The organism is Mycobacterium sp. 155, assembly GCF_000373905.1.
Classification (GTDB): domain Bacteria; phylum Actinomycetota; class Actinomycetes; order Mycobacteriales; family Mycobacteriaceae; genus Mycobacterium.
Genome location: NZ_KB892705.1, coordinates 1,878,165 through 1,896,460, shown reverse-complemented (window position 1 = coordinate 1,896,460; position 18,296 = coordinate 1,878,165). Strand labels below are relative to the sequence as shown.

The following is an 18,296-nucleotide window of genomic DNA, read 5'->3' as shown; positions in this document are numbered from 1 at the left end:
CGACGTCAGGGCCTCAGCGCCGCTTCGAGTAGTCGGGATGCGGTGACCACCCCATGCAGTCTCCGGTCTTTGAGCACCGCAACCAGTGGGCTGCGTAGTCGCGCCATCAATGCGGCTACCTCGATGATGGTGTCGTCTGCTCGTGCGGACGGGACGTCGAGCAGATGTTTGGGCAACACTTCGCGCACGCTCTTGCCACGCAGCTTCTCGGCGATCCGGTCAGCCATGGATTCGTCGAGCACGCCGGCGAGGGCCGGGTCGTCTTGGACATATTGGGGAATGATGAACCTAACGACTTCCGAGGCGGGCAACACCGCGTAGGGAAGTCCTGCGGCATCGGTCACCATGATCCCGGGCAGGCGGTGTTGGGCCAGCATGCGGGCGGCATCCAGGATGTCGGCGTCCGCTGCGACAACCGGAAACTCCTCAGCTATGTCCTCGGCACGCACCCTGGCACCATACGACCCAGGTGTGCTCCGGTGTATCGGTAGATGGTCTTGCTGCTAATTTTGAGTCACGGTGTGCCGGGAAGCCTGGTCGGCGCTAGTTGTTGCTGACCTATGGAGCCCGCCCTGATGAATAGTGGACGTGACAGAGCTGCTCACCGGCTGCTGACCCGCAGCGGATCGTGGGCCGAGGCCAGCCGGATATTCGAAATCCTGCGCAAAGAGACCGTCGGCGGCATTCTGCTGCTCGTGGCCGCGGGCACCGCGCTGATCTGGGCCAACTCTCCGTGGGCGCAGACTTATCACCGGTTGTCGGCGCTGGTGATCGGGCCGGGGTCTCTGCACCTCAACCTCAGCGTGGCCGCGTGGGCGGCGGATGGTCTGCTTGCGATCTTCTTCTTCGTCGTCGGGGTGGAACTCAAACGCGAGTTCGTCGCCGGCGACCTGCGCGACCCGGCCCGCGCCGCCCTGCCGGTTGCCGCTGCCGTGGGTGGCATGATCACGCCTGCGGCGATCTTCGTCGCGATCAACCTGGGCACCGGACATTCGGAGAACCTCGGCGGTTGGGCGGTCCCGATCGCGACCGACATCGCCTTCGCACTTGCGGTGCTCGCGGTGCTGTCCAGCCATCTACCGTCAGCACTGAGGATCTTCCTGCTGACCCTGGCGGTCGTCGACGATCTGCTGGCCATCATCGTCATCGCCGCCTTCTACACCGATCACCTGGCGCCCGGTCCACTGGCGGCCGCGCTCATCCCGATCAGCCTGTTCGGCCTGGCAGTGCAGCGTGGTATACGGCGGTGGTGGATTCTGCTGCCCTTGGCGCTGGCCGCCTGGATGCTGGTGCACGCCAGCGGGGTGCATGCCACCGTGGCCGGGGTGCTGCTCGGGTTCACCGTTCCGGTCCTGGGTCGCCACGCCGCCGCCGAGCAGTTCGAGCACAGTATGCGGCCGCTGTCGGCCGGTATCGCCGTACCGCTGTTCGCTTTCTTCGCCGCGGGTGTGACGGTCGGCGGGTGGTCTGGCCTCGGCCTGGCACTGACGCATCCGGTGACATTGGGCGTCATCGCCGGGTTGGTCCTCGGCAAACCCATCGGGGTGTTCGGCACCACATATCTGCTGGCCCGATTCACCCATGCCAGCCTGGACGAGGGACTGGCCTGGCGGGATGTTCTCGGTGTGGCATTACTGGCAGGTATCGGCTTCACCGTGTCGCTGCTCATCGGGGAACTCGCGTTCGCCCACGGTAGCGTCGCCGACGACGACGTCAAGATCGCGGTGCTGATGGGATCGGTTATCGCAGGTCTGCTGGCCGCGCTGGTGCTGGTCGCGCGTAACGCGGCGTACCGGCGAATCGAGCAGCTGGAGACCGCCGATACCGACCACGACGGTGTGCCCGACATCTATCCGCCACGCGAGGGCTGAACCAGGTTCCGTGCGTACACTGAACGAATGCTTGAACAGGTCCGCGGTCCCGCTGATCTGCAGCACCTGTCGCAGTCACAGCTAACTGACCTCGCGCAGGAGATCCGGCAATTCCTGATCCACAAGGTCGCTGCAACCGGCGGGCATCTTGGCCCCAACCTTGGTGTGGTCGAGCTGACGCTGGCGCTGCACCGGGTGTTCGATTCACCGTACGATCCGATCATCTTCGACACTGGCCATCAGGCCTACGTGCACAAGGTGTTGACCGGGCGCAGCCAGGACTTCGACTCGCTACGGATGAAGGGCGGCCTCTCGGGCTATCCGGCCCGCAGTGAGAGTGAGCACGACTGGGTGGAGTCCAGTCACGCCAGTTCGGCGCTGTCCTACGCCGACGGCCTGGCCAAGGCGTTCGAGTTGAACGGGCACCGCAACCGTCACGTCGTGGCCGTCGTGGGTGACGGCGCGCTGACCGGCGGCATGTGCTGGGAGGCCTTGAACAACATCGCCACCGCGGGGCGCCCGGTGGTCATTATCGTCAACGACAACGGTCGCAGTTATGCACCGACCATCGGCGGATTCGCCGATCACCTGGCCGGCCTGCGGCTGCAGCCCGGCTACGAGCGGATCCTCGAGGAGGGCCGCAAGGCTGTCCGGGGGCTGCCCGTCGTCGGCGAGTTCTGCTATCAGTGCATGCACAGCATCAAGGCCGGCATCAAGGATGCGATCTCACCGCAGGTGATGTTCACCGATCTGGGCATCAAGTACATCGGCCCCATCGACGGTCATGACGAACACGCTGTGGAGAACGCGCTGCGGTATGCCCGGGGCTTCAACGCACCGGTGATCGTGCACGTGGTCACTCGCAAGGGCATGGGTTATCCACCCGCGGAGAACGACGAGGCCGATCAGATGCACTCGTGCGGTGTGATCGATCCCGAGACCGGGTTGGCCACCAAGGCCTCTGGAATCGGCTGGACCTCGGTGTTCTCCGAGGAGCTGATCAAGATTGCCGCCAAGCGCCGCGACATTGTGGCGATCACAGCGGCGATGCCCGGGCCGACGGGGCTGAGCGCGTTCCGTGAGCGCTACCCGGACCGGTTCTTCGACGTGGGTATCGCCGAACAGCACGCGATGACCTCGGCCGCCGGCCTGGCGATGGGCGGTCTGCATCCCGTGGTGGCGATCTACTCGACCTTCCTCAATCGGGCATTCGACCAGCTGCTCATGGATGTTGCATTGCACAAGCTGCCTGTGACCTTGGTGCTGGACCGCGCCGGTGTCACTGGTCCCGACGGTGCCAGCCACAACGGGATGTGGGACCTGTCGGTCCTCGGTATCGTGCCCGGTATCCGGGTGGCCGCTCCGCGTGACGAGTCGCGGCTGCGTGAGGAACTCGGCGAGGCACTCGCCATCGCCGACGGGCCGACTGCGATCCGCTTCCCCAAAGGCGATGTGGACGAAGATATTTCAGCGATTGAGCGGCGCGGTGGTATCGATATACTGGCGGTCCCGGCGCCCGGCCTTACCGATGACGTCCTGTTGGTGGCCGTCGGCTCGTTTGCGTTGATGGCTCTTGCGGTGGCCGAACGGCTGCGCAACCAGGGCATCGGCGTGACGGTAGTAGACCCCCGGTGGGTGCTGCCGGTGCCCGACGCGCTCGGCGACCTGGCACGCACGCACAAGCTGGTGGTCACCGTCGAGGACAACGGCGTGCACGGCGGCGTCGGGTCGTCGGTCTCGGCGGCATTGCGGCACAACGAGATCGACATACCGTGCCGCGACGTCGGGCTGCCGCAGGAGTTCCTGGCGCACGCCTCGCGCGACGAAGTGCTCTCCGACGTGGGGCTGACGGATCAGCACATCGCTCGGCAGATCACCGGTTGGGTGGCGGCCATCGGCACCTCGGTCGCCGAACGCGAAGTGTCCGAACAGGTCGACTGATCCCCAAGCGGACCCGTGCGGGTCACCGTCTTGCGGCCCGCTGGTCAGGCCAGGTTCTGACGACGCCGCGCGCGTTTGACAGTGGCGACCAATTCGCGAGAGGTGCTGCCCGGATTCAGCTTTCGATGGTCAGCGCGGTGGTGAGGATCGGCACCGTCAGCTCTCGCTGCCAAGGCCGCACCTGGGTCTCGATCAGGAATTCCTCGACCGCCGTCGCGACGTCGGGCACCGGTTGCCAATCCCAGCACAGCCGGCGCACCACCTCGGGAGTGATGAGGTTCTCCGCGGGTACCGAAACCCGCGCGGACAGTTCGGCCAGGCCTGCCCGCGCGGCTTCCAACCGGGCCGCGGCCTCTGGTTTGCGCCTGCCCCAGCGGACCGCCGGTGGCGGGCCGTTTTGCGGCTCGGCCGCCGACGGCGGATCAGGGTTCTGCCGGGCGCGCTCCAGTGCGTCGAGCCAGACCTGCGCGCTGCGGCGTTGTTTGGATCCGCCGAAGACCGGCAGCACAGTCAGCTCGTCGACGGTCTTCGGATCGGCGGTGGCGGCACTGACGATCGCAGAGTCGGGCAGGATGCGGCCGGGAGCGATATCACGGCCGCGGGCGATGTTGTCGCGCGTGGTCCACAGTTCCCGGACGGCAGCCAAGGCCCGCGGGTTGCGTACCTTGTGGATTCCTGACGTGCGGCGCCAGCGCTCGCGGCGGGTGGGCTGCGCGACATAGGTTCGCAGGTACTCGAATTCCTGTGTGGCCCAGTCTGTCTTACCCTGCTCTTCGAGCACTGCCGCGATCGCGTCCCGCAGCTCCAACAGCACCTCGACGTCAAGTGCGGCGTAGTTCAACCAGTCGTCGGGAAGCGGCCGCTTCGACCAGTCGGCCGCACCGTGGCCCTTCATCAACTGCAGGCCCAGCAGTCGCTGCACCATGGCCGCCAGATTGACCCGTTCGAACCCCGCAAGCCGGCCCGCCAGTTCGGTGTCGTAGAGCTGGGCCGGGCGCAACCCGATCTCGGCGAGGCACGGCAGATCCTGGTCGGCGGCGTGCAACACCCACTCATCGGCCTCGAGCAGGTGTGCCACGGGAGCCAGCGCGTCGATCGGGGAGCCACCGTGGTTCACCGGATCGATCAGCACCGTGCCCGCCCCGGCCCGGCGGATCTGCACCAGGTAGGCGCGATTGGAATAGCGAAATCCCGAGGCGCGCTCGGCGTCGATGGCGAACCGGCCCGAGCCGCGCGCGAGAAGCGTTGCCGCCGAGGAAATCTCCTCAGAGGTGACGCACACTTCCGGCACGCCGTCGGCCGGCGTGAGCAGAGGAGTGGCCTCGGACTCTGCCGCCTCGATAAGGTCTGATTCTCCGTCTGTCATCTCACGCGCGCGTGGGAACTCAGGTCCGTGACGCCGGCTGGGGGTAGCCCCGCCGCGTGCTCGAGGACTTCACAGAACGCCTCCACGTGTGGTCCCAGCTCCAGGTTGGTGGCCGTCCACGAGGCCCGCAGCTCCAGCTGGTGGGCACGCGGGGGACCGGAGATGTCGCCGTACCGCACTGAAGTGGTGGCAGTGACCGTGCCGCCGAGCGCCGTGACATGCTCGGCGCGGGTATCCAGGGCGTCGACCAGCCAACTCCACGCCACTTCAGGCAGCAGCGGGTCGATGGCCTCGCTGGAATCCAGATCGGCCTGGATGTACGCCACGAGCCGCATGGTGCCGTCCCACGCCTCGGCGCCTTCGGGGTCGTGCAGCAGGATCAGCCGGCCGAAGGCGTCGCCTTCGGACCGCTCCGGGACGATCGCGGTTTCGGGATGCTTGACCTCGGCGCCCAGCGCATAGCTGTAGGGCGCCAGCCGCTGTGGCGGGCGGATCGGGCCCAGCTCAATTTCCGGGCGTACGGAGGTGGCATTCATGGCCGCCACCGCCGTCCGGAACTGTGCCGGTTCGGCAGACGTCACATCATTTGACGCTAGCCCATCGGGCCAGGACGGTGCGCAGGCGCGCCGTATTGATGCCGGCGCGGCGGTGTGAGAATCGTATAACTGGCTCCGTGGCACCATAGGAGCCGATGAATACCCGCCGCGAGCTGCCCAAGTCGCCCTACCTGGCTGCCGCCAGCGGCCGCACCCCGCACCGTGTGCCGGTGTGGTTCATGCGGCAGGCCGGCCGGTCCCTGCCCGAGTATCGGGCGTTGCGGGCCCAGCACCGCATGCTGGACGCCTGCTTCGACCCCGAACTGGTCTGCGAGATCACCCTGCAGCCCGTCCGGCGCCACGGCGTCGACGCTGCCATTTTGTTCTCCGACATCGTGGTGCCGCTCAAGGCGGCCGGCGTCGGTCTGGACATCGTGCCCGACGTGGGACCGGTCATAGAGCACCCGATCCGCACGATCGCCGATGTGCAGGGATTGAAGCCGCTTGAGCCACAGCAGGTCTCACCGGTCGTCGAGGCGGTGTCACTGCTGGTGTCGGCGCTGGGCGAGGTGCCCTTGATCGGGTTCGCGGGTGCCCCGTTCACGCTGGCGTCCTACCTTGTCGAGGGTGGCCCGAGCCGCCATCACGAGCGCACCAAAGCGATGATGCACGGCGAGCCCGAAACCTGGCACGCGTTGATGACGGTGTTGACCGATCTGACCATCGCATTCCTGCAAGCACAGGTGGACGCGGGGGTGGACGCCCTGCAAGTGTTCGACTCCTGGGCCGGGACGCTGTCACTGGTCGACTACCGCAGCCACGTGCTGCCGCACAGCGCCCGGGTGTTCGCAACCCTGGCCGCGGCCGGAGTACCGATGACCCACTTCGGTGTGGGCACGTCAGAGCTGCTCGGCGCCATGTCCGAGGCGGTGGAACCGGCCACGGCTGCCGTGGTGGGGGTCGACTGGCGTACGTCGCTCGCCGACGCGGCCGCCAGGGTCAGGCCGGGCACCGCTCTGCAGGGCAACCTCGATCCAGTGGTGTTGCTGGCCGGTTGGCCGGTAGCCGAAGCCGCGGTGCGCCGGGTGGTCGAGGATGGGCGTCAGGCGGTCGCCGCCGGGGCCGCCGGGCATATCTTCAATCTGGGCCACGGGGTGTTGCCTGCAACCGATCCCGGCGTCATCACCGAGGCAGTGGCGCTGGTCCACGCGCTGTGAGAGCGGCATATTGCATTGTTGGCGGCGGGATTTCGGGTCTGGTCGCGGCTTACCGCTTGAGGATGGCCGCCGGTCCCGACGCCGACATCACACTGCTGGACCCGGCTGACCGGCTGGGTGGAATCCTGCGCACCGAGCGTGTCGGCGGACAGCCGCTCGATGTTGGCGCCGAGGCGTTCGTGGTCCGCCGGCCTGAGATGCCGGCCTTGCTGGCTGAACTGGGGCTGGCACGGCGCCAGATCGCCACCACCGGAGTACGTCCCCTGATCTACAGCGACGGGCGGCTCCACCCGATGCCGCTGGGCACGCTGCAGGGTATTCCCGCTGAGGCGTCGTCGCTGCTGGGGCTCGTCGACGACACAACCGTGGCGCAAATCTTGGATGAGCGGACCCGACCATTGCGCTGGCGCCGCGGTGCTGATCCCAGCGTCGCCGAACTCGTCGGGGACCGGTTCGGAGCGCAGGTGGTGACCCGCTCGGTCGACCCGCTGCTGGCCGGTGTGTACGCCGGGTCGGCGGCCACCATCGGGTTGCGGTCGGCCGTCCCGCCGCTGGCCACGGCACTTGACCGGGGTGCGCCGAGCCTGACCGATGCTGTGCGCGCGGCGCTGCCACCCCCGGCCGGTGACTCGGTGTTCGGGGCGTTGGACGGCGGTTACTCCGTGCTGCTGGACGAACTGCACCGCCGGTCGGCGGCCCGCTGGGTTCAGGTGGGCGCCGAGCGTGTCGATCGGGGAGCAGAGGGCTGGGAGGTGCTCGACGACGAGGGCACCCGGTGGCGCGCCGACGCGGTGATCCTGGCCGTCCCGGCGCCGCGGCTGCCGAAGCTTATCGAGCACATCGCACCCAGGACCGCGGATGCGGCTCGTCGTATCCGCGTCGCCTCGGCGGCGGTCGTGGCCCTGGCGCTGCCGGGCGGGACACCGCTGCCGCAGCAGTCCGGGGTACTGGTGGCCGGCGCCAATCAGGGTGAAGAGCTCAGGAACCCCGTCAACGCAAAGGCCGTCACCTTGTCGTCCCGCAAATGGGGGCGTCGTGGCAACGTCGAACTCGTGCGGCTCTCGTTCGGCCGCTACGGTGACACCCTGGCCCGCGACACCGGCGACGAGGACCTGCTGGCGTGGGCCGCGCGCGACCTCAACACCCTGTTCGGGGTGACCGTTGAACCGGTCGACAGCCACGTGCAGCGGTGGATCGACGCGATGCCGCAGTATGGCCCGGGACACCCTGATCTTGTGGCTGAGCTCCGTGCTGGGTTACCGCCGACTCTGTCGGTGGCCGGGGGCTATCTCGACGGCATCGGGGTGCCGGCATGTGTGGCGTCGGCCACCCGTGCTGCCGACACATTGCTGAAACCCGGCGTGGCACGATAGGCCTATGGCCAAGCTTGATTTCGACGCACTGAACTCCACCCTGCGCTACCTGATGTTCTCCGTGTTTTCGGTGAATCCGGGTGAACTGGGGGAGGATCGCGCCGATGTCATCGACGAGGCCGCGTCCTTCTTCAAGGCCCAGGAGGACCGCGGTGTCGTGGTCCGCGGCCTGTACGACGTGGCCGGGTTGCGCGCCGACGCCGACTTCATGATCTGGACCCACGCCGAGAAGATCGAAGCGTTGCAGGCCACCTATGCCGACTTCCGCCGCACCACGGCGCTGGGCCGGGTCAGTGACCCCGTGTGGAGCAGTGCCGCGCTGCACCGGCCTGCCGAGTTCAACAAGAGCCACGTTCCGTCGTTCATCGCGGGTGAAGATCCCGGCGCGTACATCTGCGTGTACCCGTTCGTGAGGTCCTACGAGTGGTACCTGCTGCCCGACGAGGAGCGCCGCCGGATGCTTTCCGAACACGGCATGGCCGCCCGCGGGTACAAGGACGTGCGCGCCAACACCGTTCCGGCCTTCGCCCTGGGCGACTACGAGTGGATCCTGGCGTTCGAGGCGCCCGAGTTGGATCGCATCGTGGACCTGATGCGGGATCTGCGCGCCACCGATGCCCGGCGGCACACCCGTGAGGAGACCCCGTTCTTCACCGGACCACGGGTCGCTGTCGAGGAACTCGTCGCCAAGCTGCCGTAACACTCGCCTGGCGGGTCGTCTGACTCGGTTTGTCACGCTGGAGTGACTGTCGAGCCCGAAAGTCACTCCAGCGTGACAGATGGTGCCGTGCAGTAACACCCGCCTGGCGGCTTGACCTGGGTATTTCACGGGTAGGCCTACCCTCGCGGATATGACTGCTCCAGAAGACACCACGCGTCATTTCGAAGAGATGTATCGCGACGAGCGGACATCGCACGGATTACCGGCCGCGACCCCGTGGGACATCGGCGGCCCGCAACCGGTTGTGCAGCAGCTCGTCGCGGTCGGCGCCGTCAAGGGGGAAGTGCTCGATCCCGGTACCGGCCCTGGCCACCACGCCATCCACTACGCGTCAAAAGGCTTGTCTGCCACGGGTATCGACGCGTCGCCCAGTGCGATTGAACGGGCGAGGGAGAACGCCGCGAAGGCCGGGGTAACGGTCGACTTCCAGGTTGCCGATGCCACCAAACTCGACGGCCTGGAGGGCCGATTCGACACCGTCGTCGACTCCGCGTTCTTCCATGTGTTCACCGGCGAGCGGGAACTGCAGAAGTCCTATGTCCGCGCGCTGCATCGCGCCACCAAACCCGGGGCTCGGTTGTTCATGTTCGAGTTCGGCGACCACAACGTCAACGGTTTCCGTATGCCGCGGTCCCTCACCGCCGACGATTTCCGCGCGGTACTGCCGGACGCGGGCTGGGACATCACTTACCTCGGCCCCACCACCTATCAGGGCAACGTCAGCGTCGAGACCTTCGAGATGATGGCCGCCCGTAACCCCGATATGGCCGAGGGCATGGAACCTTTGCTGGAACGGCTGCGGATCATAGAACCGTGGCTGATCAACGGCCGCGTGCACATGCCGTTCTGGGAGGTGCACGCCACCAGGATGGGCTGACCACGCTGGACGTTTCGATCCGCCCTGTCAAGCAATCGAGCTTGCAGTGTCGGGAAGATCAACCCGCTGCGGTGCCGAACAACAGACCCAGCAGGTAAGTGACGGTGGCGGCGCCGTAGCCGATCAGCAGTTGGCGCATCGCACGTCGCAGCGGTGGACCGCCGGAGAGCAGGCCCACGGTCATGCCCGTCGTCAGGAGCGCCAACCCGACCAGGACCGCCGACACCACCACGGCGACGATGCCGGTAAGTCCGAACAGGTAGGGCAGCACCGGGATCAGCGCGCCGGACGCGAAGAACAAGAAGCTCGACGTCGCGGCCCGCAGTCCGGTTCCCACGGCTTCGTGCTTCTCGGTGGACACCTCGCCGAGCGGTGAGTCACCCAGCGCACCGGACCGCAGGCTCGCGAAGACCTCGGCGGCGCGGTCGGCGGCCTCCCGTTGGCTCATCCCGCGGGCCCGGTACACCAGCTCCAGCTCATTGGCCTCGACATCGAGCGCCCGCACCGCGGTACCGGCGGTGGCGCTCGGTGTCGAGGCCTCGAGCAGTTCGAGTTGTGAGTTGACCGATACATATTCGCCAGCGCCCATCGACAGCGCTCCCGCGATCAACCCGGCCAGACCTGTCGCCAGAATCGTTTGATTGGACACCCCGGTAGCGCTGATGCCCAGCACCAGCGCCAGGTTGCTGACGAGCCCGTCGTTGGCGCCGAACACCGCGGCGCGGAAGCTCCCCGACAGTTGGTCACGGCCCCGGCTGGCGAGTGCGCGTACCACCTCCATGTGGATGCGTTCGTCGGCGGCCATCGTCGGTGTGGCGTCGGTGTCGGTCTCGTAGGCCGAACGTGCCTCGGCGCGTTGCGCGAGCGCCAGCGTGAAGACGGAACCGAGGTGCCGGGCCAGGAAGCCCAGTGCGCGGGTCCGCACGTCGGGACGGTGAGGATGGCCCACCTGGTCGCCGAGCAAAGTCAACCAGTGCCGCTCGTGCCTGCCCTCCGCGGCGGCCAGCTCCAGCAGGATGTCACGTTCGGCACCCTCGCGGCGCTGTGCCAGATCCCGGTACACGGCGGCTTCGGCGCGTTCATTGGCTAGGTATTGTCGCCACCGTCGCAACTGCGAGTCGGTGGGCTGCGGAGCAGCCATGCCCGACGGCGTCTCTCAGCGCTCGGCCGGTACCAGGCGAAGCGAGATCGAGTTTATGCAGAACCGCTGGTCGGTCGGGGTGGGATAACCCTCGCCTTCGAAGACGTGACCGAGGTGGCTGTGGCAGCGGGAGCACAACACTTCGACCCGGCGCATACCGAGGGAATCGTCGGAGCGCAGGATCACCGCGTCTGAATTGGCCGGGTCGAAGAAAGATGGCCAACCGCAATGGGATTCGAACTTCTCGGTGCTGCGGAACAGCTCGGCACCGCAGGCTCGGCACTCGTAGACCCCTTCGGTCTTCGTGTCGGTGTATTCCCCGGTGAAGGGGCGTTCGGTACCTGCCCGTCGCAGCACCGCGAACTCTGCCGCAGTGAGCTTCTCGCGCCACTGGTCATCGGTCAGTTCCAGTTCGGGGCCCGGGTTCGTCATATCCCCAAATTACGTGGTGCGCATAGATACGCGCCAGATCCGCGGAGATCCGGGATGTGCCGCGGCCATGCAGTTCAGCTCACGCCGAGACGGCTTCCCGCGGCCGGTTCAGCCATACCGGGTCGATGCCGTCGTCGAGCCGATCGTCGGCCTTGGCGTCCAGGTAGCGGAAGTACAGCACGCAGAACACCACGATCAGGATCAGCGACCAGCCATAGGTGATCTTCATGTACTCCAGGAAGCGGCCGGTCGTCGGCCAGCGCCACATCAACCAGCGATCCATGGTCATGAACCCGTAGACGCCCAGCCACGCAGGCCAGTTTCGGATCACCGAGTTCGGCAACACCACCGTCATCAGGAACGGGAACAGCGTCATCGAGTAATAGCCCTGGGCGAGCGACAGCACGAGCCACGAGGTGATCAACAGCACGCCCGAGGAGGTCAGCATCCAAAACAGTTGATCGCGTTCGCGATAGTAGCGGTACAGCAGCCACAGGCTGACTACGGCGAGCGCCACGAACGCGACCCGCAGCGCGACGATCAGCCACATCGGCAGCCCGTAGTAGATGCCGTTGCCCACGATCGCGGAGTTGAAGTAGTCGCGGGTCTGCATGATGTAGGGAAGCGTGTTGTGCACGAAGCCCATCGGGTCGGCTGACAGGGGCCAGGCCACCGCGTTGAACACGATCGGCACCGCGAATGCCGTGACCAATGCACGCCACTGACGGTTCAGGAGCGGCAGCAACAGCAGGACTCCGAGCAGTGGTTTGACCACCAGCGTCATCCCGATTGCTGCGCCCGCCAACCACTGATGGTTCTGCTTGCCGTCCAACAGCCAGCGGAAGAACAGCACCTCGGCCAGCAGGATGCAGCCGTTGATATTGGTGAAAACCAGTGTGTTGGTCACTGATTCGGTGCAGAACATGGCCAGCAGGAGTGCCGGCAGTGCCACCGAGGTCAGAGAGAATTTGAACAGCCGTACCAGAAGACAGGCCGCGATGATGACGGCTATCGAATTGAACGCGACGAACCAGAAGCGTGACGCGAACTCCGGCAGGAATCCGAACGGGGCAAGCAGCAGAGTGCCGCCCGGTGGGTACAGGTAGTGCGGGTCGACGAAGTTGAAATGTTCGTTGTAGATGGCCCAGTGCCGCCGAAAATTCGACACCGCGCGGTACACCGGACCGAAGTCGTCGGTGATGTAGCCGTTGGTGGACAGCACGTAGCTGCGGTGAATGATCGACATGATCGCCAGCGGCCACAAGACCGAGCGCAGTACCGTCGCGGTGCTGGGCGGGGAGGTGCGGGGACCGAATGCCCCCAGAATGCCGTTACGGATGGAATCGACTGCCGTCACGACCGAACCGTACACCGGTGACCGGAGGGCGAGCTGTCAGGCAGGACAGAACGTGTCGGTGTCCGGCACCTTGCCAGTGTCGAGATACAGCGTGATCGGTTGCAGCGCACAGGGGGTGTAGATGCTGGCGCCATGGCCGATGCCCTGCCACATGACCCGCCGGTTGATGGCGCCGGCGTTGATGATGCTGGCGGCAACGGCCGAGACGCCCTCACTACCGACGATGGGGTCGTTCTGCACACCGAGGATCAGCACCGGGATGCTGAGGTCCTTGGGATCCGCGGGTGCCGAACTGCTGGGCCAGTTCAGGCATTTCACCAAATCCAGGGCGCCGACAGCGCCGAACTCGGGGTAGAGCTTGCCCCACTGAACGACGAGTTCGCGTACCCGGTCAGGCGTAGGCCGGTTGAGGGCGTCGCCGCAGCTGTTGATGAACTGGCCGTCGGTCTGCCGCAGCGACTGTGCTTGCGTGATCAGATCATTGAGCAGGGTTGGGTCGCCGGACCGCGCGGCGGCCAGCGCGGCTGCCAGATCGTTGGTGGAGCCAACGCGGTCAGTGCGCGGGAACCCCAGTGCGGTGCTGACGGCGTCGGCCACGGCGGCCACCGATGCGCCGCCGGGCCCGCGGCCCGAGCGCGCATCGGCCAGCAGCGCGTCGACCGCCCCTTTGGGGTCCGGTCCGAGCGGGCAGTTGGTGGCGACACACTGCGCGGCGAATGCGTCGAGCGCCGCCTGCTGGCCCTTGACCCGCTGCTCGGCGGCGGCCTCGGCGCCGATGGCCAACGGCAGGGGTGAATCGAGGAGCAGCCGTGACACCTTGTTCGGGTGCGAGCCGGCGTAGGCCAGCGCGACCTGTGCACCATTGCCGATGCCGAGCAGCGCCAGGGTCGGGACATCCCAGGTACTGCGCAACCGTTCGAGATCCTCGGCGGCGTGGGCGTTGTTGTACGCCGAGTCGCCGGGGGCGATGGTGTCGGTGCAGTTGGTGGTGGCGGTCTGGGTCACCGCACCCAGATTGGCGACAGGGTCGTTGCCGGACTCGAACTGGGCCTGGTCGTGCATTTCCTGACGGTCGTACGCATCGCGGCAGTCCACCGCCTCGGACAAGCCCATGCCGCGGCGGTCGACGGCGACGATCGGATGGGCCGCCAGGACGTCGGCTCCCGACCGCGACAACCACGCCGGCAACTGGACCGAGGACGGGATGTCGGACCCCGTGGTCATCACCAATGGGGCCGCGTTGGCCGGTGTCTGCGCTGAGCTCGCCCGCACCACACCGATGTTCAGCGATCCACTGGCGCCTTCGATCGGGTCGAGGTCGGCATCGTAGGTGGCGCAGTCCAGCTTGACCCCAGGTACCGGCGGGGTCGCGGCGTTGCCGAACAGTCGTGCGGTGCAGTCCTGCCATTGCAGCGGATCGTTTTTCGGAGCTTCCATCGGCGGCGGGCCCGCCGGTCGGGGTGTGGTGGTTTCGGGTTGTCCCTGTGGGTGAGCGCCGGTACCGGTGGCGTACTCCGGGTCCGCGGCAAGGATGGGGGCGCACCCGGTGAGCAGTGTCGACACCGCGACGGTCGACACACACAGGGCCCTCACCAGCTGATGACGCATGGTGACCACAGTAGCGATAAGTCTGTCATCGGCCGCGGACGTAACGCGTGTACAAGTAGCCCTCACGGTCGGTGAGCAGATGGGCCGGACGCATCTGAGCGTGCACCTGACCGGGCCCGGTGGCGATGCGGCGCGCGACCCCACCGACGAGCAATGGCGCGACCGTCAGACACAGTTCGTCCAGCAGATGGTCCTCGATCAGTGTGCTCAGCACTTGCGGACCGCCTTCGGTCAGGACTCGAAACAGTTTGCGCTCAGCGAGGATCCGCAGCGCCACCGCCAAGTCGACCCGGCCCGGGTCGGAGCCTGACGTGTCGATCACCTCCGCGATTGCGCCGAGCCGATGGCGTGCATCGGCAATCGTGTTGGTGCACGTCAGGATCAGTGGTGCCACTTCAGCGCGGGTGAAGAACTTCGAATCGTGGTCGAGGTTGGCCGATGCGGTGACGACGGCGATCGGGGGTATCTCCGCCTGGCCGCGCCACCGTCGGGCCTCGCGTTGCGCGGCGGAGAGCTGGGCGCCTGAATAGTTCTCGATGCGTACCGTAGCCGCGCCCATCAGAATGACGTCGGCGGCCTCGCGCATGATGTTGAACAGGGCACGGTCACCCGGTCCGGCCAGCCCACCCGATTTTCCGTCCGACGTGGCGCCGCCGTCCAGACTAGAGATCATGTTGCCGCGCACCCAGCAACGCTGCAGGTCATCGGGGTAGGCGTAGAGCTCACGCACCCGGCTGTCGTCGGCGGTGTCGAGAGGGCCGAGCACTGTGAGCTGTGTCCCAGCGGTGTCATCGGGCATGAGCAGAATTGGAGCACGTCGCTACGCTGCTTGCATGCAGGGGTCCAGCATCGTCGCCCACCTTGCCGATCGGCATCCCACGGTCACGCCGGAGCGTTTGGTTGCGCAGTTGATCCCACCGCCGACGTTCGCCGACGTCAGCTTCGACAGTTACCGGCCCGATCCGGCGGAACCGTCACAGGCCGCGGCCGTGCAGTCGTGCCGGCAGTTCTGCGAGCAGGCGGCGGTGCGGCGGGCCGGGAAGAAGAAGCTGTTCGGCAAGCGTGCGGTGCTGCCAGGCGTGGGGCTGTATTTGGACGGTGGGTTCGGTGTCGGTAAGACCCACCTGCTGGCATCGACGTACTACACGTTGTCAGCCGCGGGGAATGCGCCGACGGCGTTCGCCACGTTCGGTGAGCTAACCCAGTTGGCCGGCGTGTTCGGTTACAACGAGTGCATCGACCTGCTGGCGGACTACGTGGTGGTGTGCATCGACGAGTTCGAGCTCGACGATCCGGGCAACACCACACTGATCTCGCGGCTGCTCTCGGCACTCGTCGAACGTGGTGTGTCGATCGCGGCGACCTCCAACACACTGCCCGAGCAGCTCGGCGAGGGCCGGTTCGCGGCGCAGGACTTCCTGCGGGAGATCAACACGCTGGCCCAGATCTTCACCACAGTGCGCATCGAGGGGCCCGACTACCGTCACCGGGATCTGCCACCGGCCCCCGAGCCGCTGACCGACGATCAGGTGGAGGACCGCGCCACGGTGACGCCCGGGGCCACACTCGACGGCTTCGACGCGCTGTGCGCGCACCTGGCCACCATGCATCCGTCGCGCTACCAGGCGCTGATCGAAGGCGTCACCGAGGTGTTCATCACCGGTGTGCACCCGATCGACGATCAGAGCGTGGCGCTGCGTCTGGTGGCGTTGACCGACAGGCTCTACGACGCCGGCATTCCGGTGCTGGCCTCGGGGACCAAGCTGGACACCATCTTCAGCGCGGAGATGCTTGACGGCGGGTTCCGCAAGAAGTACCTGCGGGCCACCTCCCGCCTGCTGGCGCTGACCGCCGCCGCCCAAGCTTCTCTCGGCGAGCAGTCGTAGAATCGTGCTGTCTCACGGGGTTTGAGGTGATTCCGCGGCCCGCTCGACATCAGGAAACGAGCCGTACCATCACGTAATCGTTCTCGATATCCGCGCCCAACCGAAACCTCTTGGTACCGCTGACAGTAAAGCCGTGCTTGGCGTAAAAGCGTTGGGCACGTTGATTTTTCTGGTTGACACCCAGCCACACCGAGCTGAACCCGAGCGTGGCTGCCCGCTGCAATGCCTCGGTCATGAGCGTGGTGGCTGCACCGGCACCGTGCCGGTCGGGCAACACATAAATCTTGGACAGTTCGATCGCCGGACGCACCGCAACGGCGCGTTGTACATCCTCGTCATCGGGTACGCCGCGAATCAGCATGGCGTACCCGACAATTGCCCCGGTGTCTCCACTCCTCGCGGGTGCGGAATCATCCCGGGCGACGAGCAGTATTCGTTCCGGATCGCCCAGGTATTCGCCGAACCGTTGTTCGGAGAGGTGCTCGGCGATAAACGCGGCGATGTTGTCCGGTGTCGACGACGGGGGACAGGCCAACGGGAACGTGGCGGCCGCGACGGCTGCCAGCTCGGGCAGATCAGCGCGGCGGGCCTGCTCGACGACGACGGTGGCGGGTGTCATCTCGTTTACGGTAGCGGCGCGCGTCGTAGTTGACCCGCAGCGTCCGGCCGACCTCGCCGATCGGCGTGTCCGGTCAGGAAGCCCAGGGGCCCACGCCGCCGACCTTGTCGATGCGGATCCGGGTGAGCCACCCATCCGGGGCATCCGGCGGCGGGAATGCGATGTCCGGTGCGGCCAGCGTCTGGGCCAGCTCCTCGAGCAGTTCGGGCGCGCCGCCCTCGACGACGCGGGCCGTCCCGTTGACGGCCAGGTACGGACGCATCACCTGGCCGACGTGTCCCGGGTCGAGGATCGTCACCGCGACCCGCGGATCACGGCGGATGTTGCGGACTTTCTTGTGTTCGGCCAGGTGTGCGGTCACCAGCTCGTCGCCCTCGGGAGTGGACTGCAGCGCCATCCACACCAGGGTGACCTGCGGGCTGCCGTCCGGGTTGAGCGTGACGAGGGTGGCGTCGGCACCGGATCCGATGAGTGCGCGCGCGGCGTCGTTGAGCTTCACGCTCAGTGCTACGAATCCTTGCCCTCTTTCATTCCCGCTCTGGCCGGGTGTAGGGCTCCAGTGCCGTGGTCAGATCGGCTTCCAACCGCTGTGGGTCGACGCCGAGCCGGTGCAGCGCACCGTCGTCGGGCTCCGCCTCGAACAGCGCTAACAAGATGTGTTCGGTGCCGATGTAGTTGTGGCCCAGTCGAAGTGCCTGGCGAAACGTCAGCTCGAGGGCCTTTTTTGCGGTGGGGGCGAACGGGATCAGCGCGGGAAGCTCGCCTGCGGGTGGCGGCAGGGAGACAGCGCTGCGGACAATGTCGGCGTCGATGCCCTGGCCGACGAGCAGTTTGGCGGCCACTCCCTCGGGTTGGCTGAACAGCGCGAGCAGCAGGTGGTCGGCGATGATCTCGGCGTTACCGGCTGCATGGGCGGTGTTCTGCGCGGCCACCACGACACTGCGGGCCCGCGGGGTGAACCGGCCGAATCCCGCGTTGGGGTCGAGCGCGGACGGATCGAAGTCGGGCACCTTGGGCACGAACCGCTTCTGGGCGGCCTGCTTGGTGACGCCCATGCAGCTGCCGATCTCGGTCCATGAAGCACCGGAACGCCGGGCTTGGTCGACGAAGTGTCCGATGAGGTGATCGGAGATCTCGCCCAGGGCGTCGGCGGCGATCACGGCATCGGTGAGCTGTTCGAGAGGTTCCGAATGCACCTGCTTGATGGCATGAATGAGGTCGTCGAGGCGGACGGGGTTGGTGATCTTGACGGGCTCGTCCATAGCGTCAACTCTAAGTTGACGTACCCAAGGCGTCAACCCTGGGTTGACGCATGCTGCTCTGGGCGCGGCGCGCCGACGATCGGGCAAGA

18 protein-coding genes are annotated in these 18,296 nt (G+C 66.7%); 7 read left to right on the top strand and 11 right to left on the bottom strand.

Translation table 11 applies throughout. The annotated features are described in order from the left end of the window. Positions 1–5: 5 nt before the first annotated feature. Positions 6–449: a CBS domain-containing protein gene (locus B133_RS0108850; protein WP_018600507.1), complete on the bottom strand. Its 444-nt coding sequence runs from the start codon at positions 447–449 to the stop codon at positions 6–8. Between the two features lie 126 nt (positions 450–575). Between B133_RS0108850 and nhaA the strand changes: the two genes are divergently transcribed. Both nhaA and dxs read left to right on the top strand, forming a co-directional pair. Further along, positions 576–1,871: a Na+/H+ antiporter NhaA gene (gene nhaA / locus B133_RS0108845; protein ID WP_026256164.1), complete on the top strand. Its 1,296-nt coding sequence runs from the start codon at positions 576–578 to the stop codon at positions 1,869–1,871. A 27-nt stretch (positions 1,872–1,898) separates the two neighbouring features. Beyond that, complete coding sequence (dxs, locus tag B133_RS0108840; protein WP_018600505.1) at positions 1,899–3,812, top strand: 1-deoxy-D-xylulose-5-phosphate synthase; 1,914 nt, start codon at positions 1,899–1,901, stop codon at positions 3,810–3,812. A 115-nt stretch (positions 3,813–3,927) separates the two neighbouring features. Here the strand turns inward: dxs and B133_RS0108835 are convergent, their stop codons facing one another. Continuing rightward, complete coding sequence (locus B133_RS0108835; protein ID WP_018600504.1) at positions 3,928–5,178, bottom strand: ribonuclease D; 1,251 nt, start codon at positions 5,176–5,178, stop codon at positions 3,928–3,930. Next, positions 5,175–5,714 carry a DUF3000 domain-containing protein gene (locus B133_RS0108830; protein ID WP_232423362.1) on the bottom strand — a complete coding sequence of 180 codons (540 nt, stop codon included), beginning with the start codon at positions 5,712–5,714 and terminating at the stop codon, positions 5,175–5,177. Before B133_RS0108830 ends, B133_RS0108835 begins: the two co-directional genes overlap by 4 nt. 155 nt (positions 5,715–5,869) lie before the next feature. Between B133_RS0108830 and hemE the strand changes: the two genes are divergently transcribed. From hemE to B133_RS0108810, 4 genes are all read left to right on the top strand, one after another. Continuing rightward, positions 5,870–6,931 carry a uroporphyrinogen decarboxylase gene (gene hemE / locus B133_RS0108825; protein WP_018600502.1) on the top strand — a complete coding sequence of 354 codons (1,062 nt, stop codon included), beginning with the start codon at positions 5,870–5,872 and terminating at the stop codon, positions 6,929–6,931. After that, entirely contained in the window at positions 6,928–8,304 is a 1,377-nt protein-coding gene (locus B133_RS0108820; protein WP_026256163.1) for a protoporphyrinogen oxidase, read from the top strand. The genes hemE and B133_RS0108820 overlap by 4 nt, the downstream gene beginning before the upstream one ends. Before the next feature lie 4 nt (positions 8,305–8,308). Next, positions 8,309–9,004: a hydrogen peroxide-dependent heme synthase gene (gene hemQ, locus B133_RS0108815; protein ID WP_018600500.1), complete on the top strand. Its 696-nt coding sequence runs from the start codon at positions 8,309–8,311 to the stop codon at positions 9,002–9,004. Between the two features lie 151 nt (positions 9,005–9,155). Further along, positions 9,156–9,902, top strand: a complete 747-nt coding sequence (locus B133_RS0108810) for a class I SAM-dependent methyltransferase (protein WP_026256162.1) — start codon at positions 9,156–9,158, stop codon at positions 9,900–9,902. 58 nt (positions 9,903–9,960) lie between these two features. Here the strand turns inward: B133_RS0108810 and B133_RS0108805 are convergent, their stop codons facing one another. The 5 genes from B133_RS0108805 to B133_RS0108785 all read right to left on the bottom strand — a co-directional run bounded on the left by B133_RS0108805 (position 9,961) and on the right by B133_RS0108785 (position 15,239). Beyond that, positions 9,961–11,043, bottom strand: a complete 1,083-nt coding sequence (locus tag B133_RS0108805; RefSeq protein ID WP_018600498.1) for a VIT1/CCC1 family protein — start codon at positions 11,041–11,043, stop codon at positions 9,961–9,963. Positions 11,044–11,058: 15 nt separating this feature from the next. Continuing rightward, the gene (gene msrB / locus B133_RS0108800) at positions 11,059–11,475 is read right to left on the bottom strand and encodes a peptide-methionine (R)-S-oxide reductase MsrB (protein WP_018600497.1); all 417 of its coding nucleotides are present in this window, start codon (positions 11,473–11,475) and stop codon (positions 11,059–11,061) included. Positions 11,476–11,554: 79 nt separating this feature from the next. Beyond that, positions 11,555–12,847 carry an arabinofuranan 3-O-arabinosyltransferase gene (gene aftC, locus B133_RS0108795; RefSeq protein ID WP_018600496.1) on the bottom strand — a complete coding sequence of 431 codons (1,293 nt, stop codon included), beginning with the start codon at positions 12,845–12,847 and terminating at the stop codon, positions 11,555–11,557. Positions 12,848–12,868: 21 nt separating this feature from the next. Next, the gene (locus B133_RS0108790; RefSeq protein ID WP_036419067.1) at positions 12,869–14,440 is read right to left on the bottom strand and encodes an alpha/beta hydrolase; all 1,572 of its coding nucleotides are present in this window, start codon (positions 14,438–14,440) and stop codon (positions 12,869–12,871) included. A 25-nt stretch (positions 14,441–14,465) separates the two neighbouring features. Beyond that, complete coding sequence (locus B133_RS0108785; protein ID WP_018600494.1) at positions 14,466–15,239, bottom strand: pyrimidine reductase family protein; 774 nt, start codon at positions 15,237–15,239, stop codon at positions 14,466–14,468. Here B133_RS0108785 and zapE point away from each other — a divergent pair. Continuing rightward, a complete protein-coding gene (zapE, locus tag B133_RS0108780) occupies positions 15,238–16,326 on the top strand; it encodes a cell division protein ZapE (RefSeq protein WP_198290988.1) in 1,089 nt (362 codons plus the stop codon). The genes B133_RS0108785 and zapE overlap by 2 nt on opposite strands. 49 nt (positions 16,327–16,375) lie before the next feature. Here the strand turns inward: zapE and B133_RS0108775 are convergent, their stop codons facing one another. From B133_RS0108775 to B133_RS0108765, 3 genes are all read right to left on the bottom strand, one after another. Beyond that, a complete protein-coding gene (locus B133_RS0108775) occupies positions 16,376–16,945 on the bottom strand; it encodes a GNAT family N-acetyltransferase (protein WP_018600490.1) in 570 nt (189 codons plus the stop codon). A 73-nt stretch (positions 16,946–17,018) separates the two neighbouring features. Continuing rightward, positions 17,019–17,444: a PPOX class F420-dependent oxidoreductase gene (locus B133_RS0108770; protein WP_018600488.1), complete on the bottom strand. Its 426-nt coding sequence runs from the start codon at positions 17,442–17,444 to the stop codon at positions 17,019–17,021. A gap of 28 nt (positions 17,445–17,472) precedes the next feature. Further along, positions 17,473–18,207: a Clp protease N-terminal domain-containing protein gene (locus B133_RS0108765; protein WP_018600484.1), complete on the bottom strand. Its 735-nt coding sequence runs from the start codon at positions 18,205–18,207 to the stop codon at positions 17,473–17,475. Between the last annotated feature and the right edge of the window lie 89 nt (positions 18,208–18,296).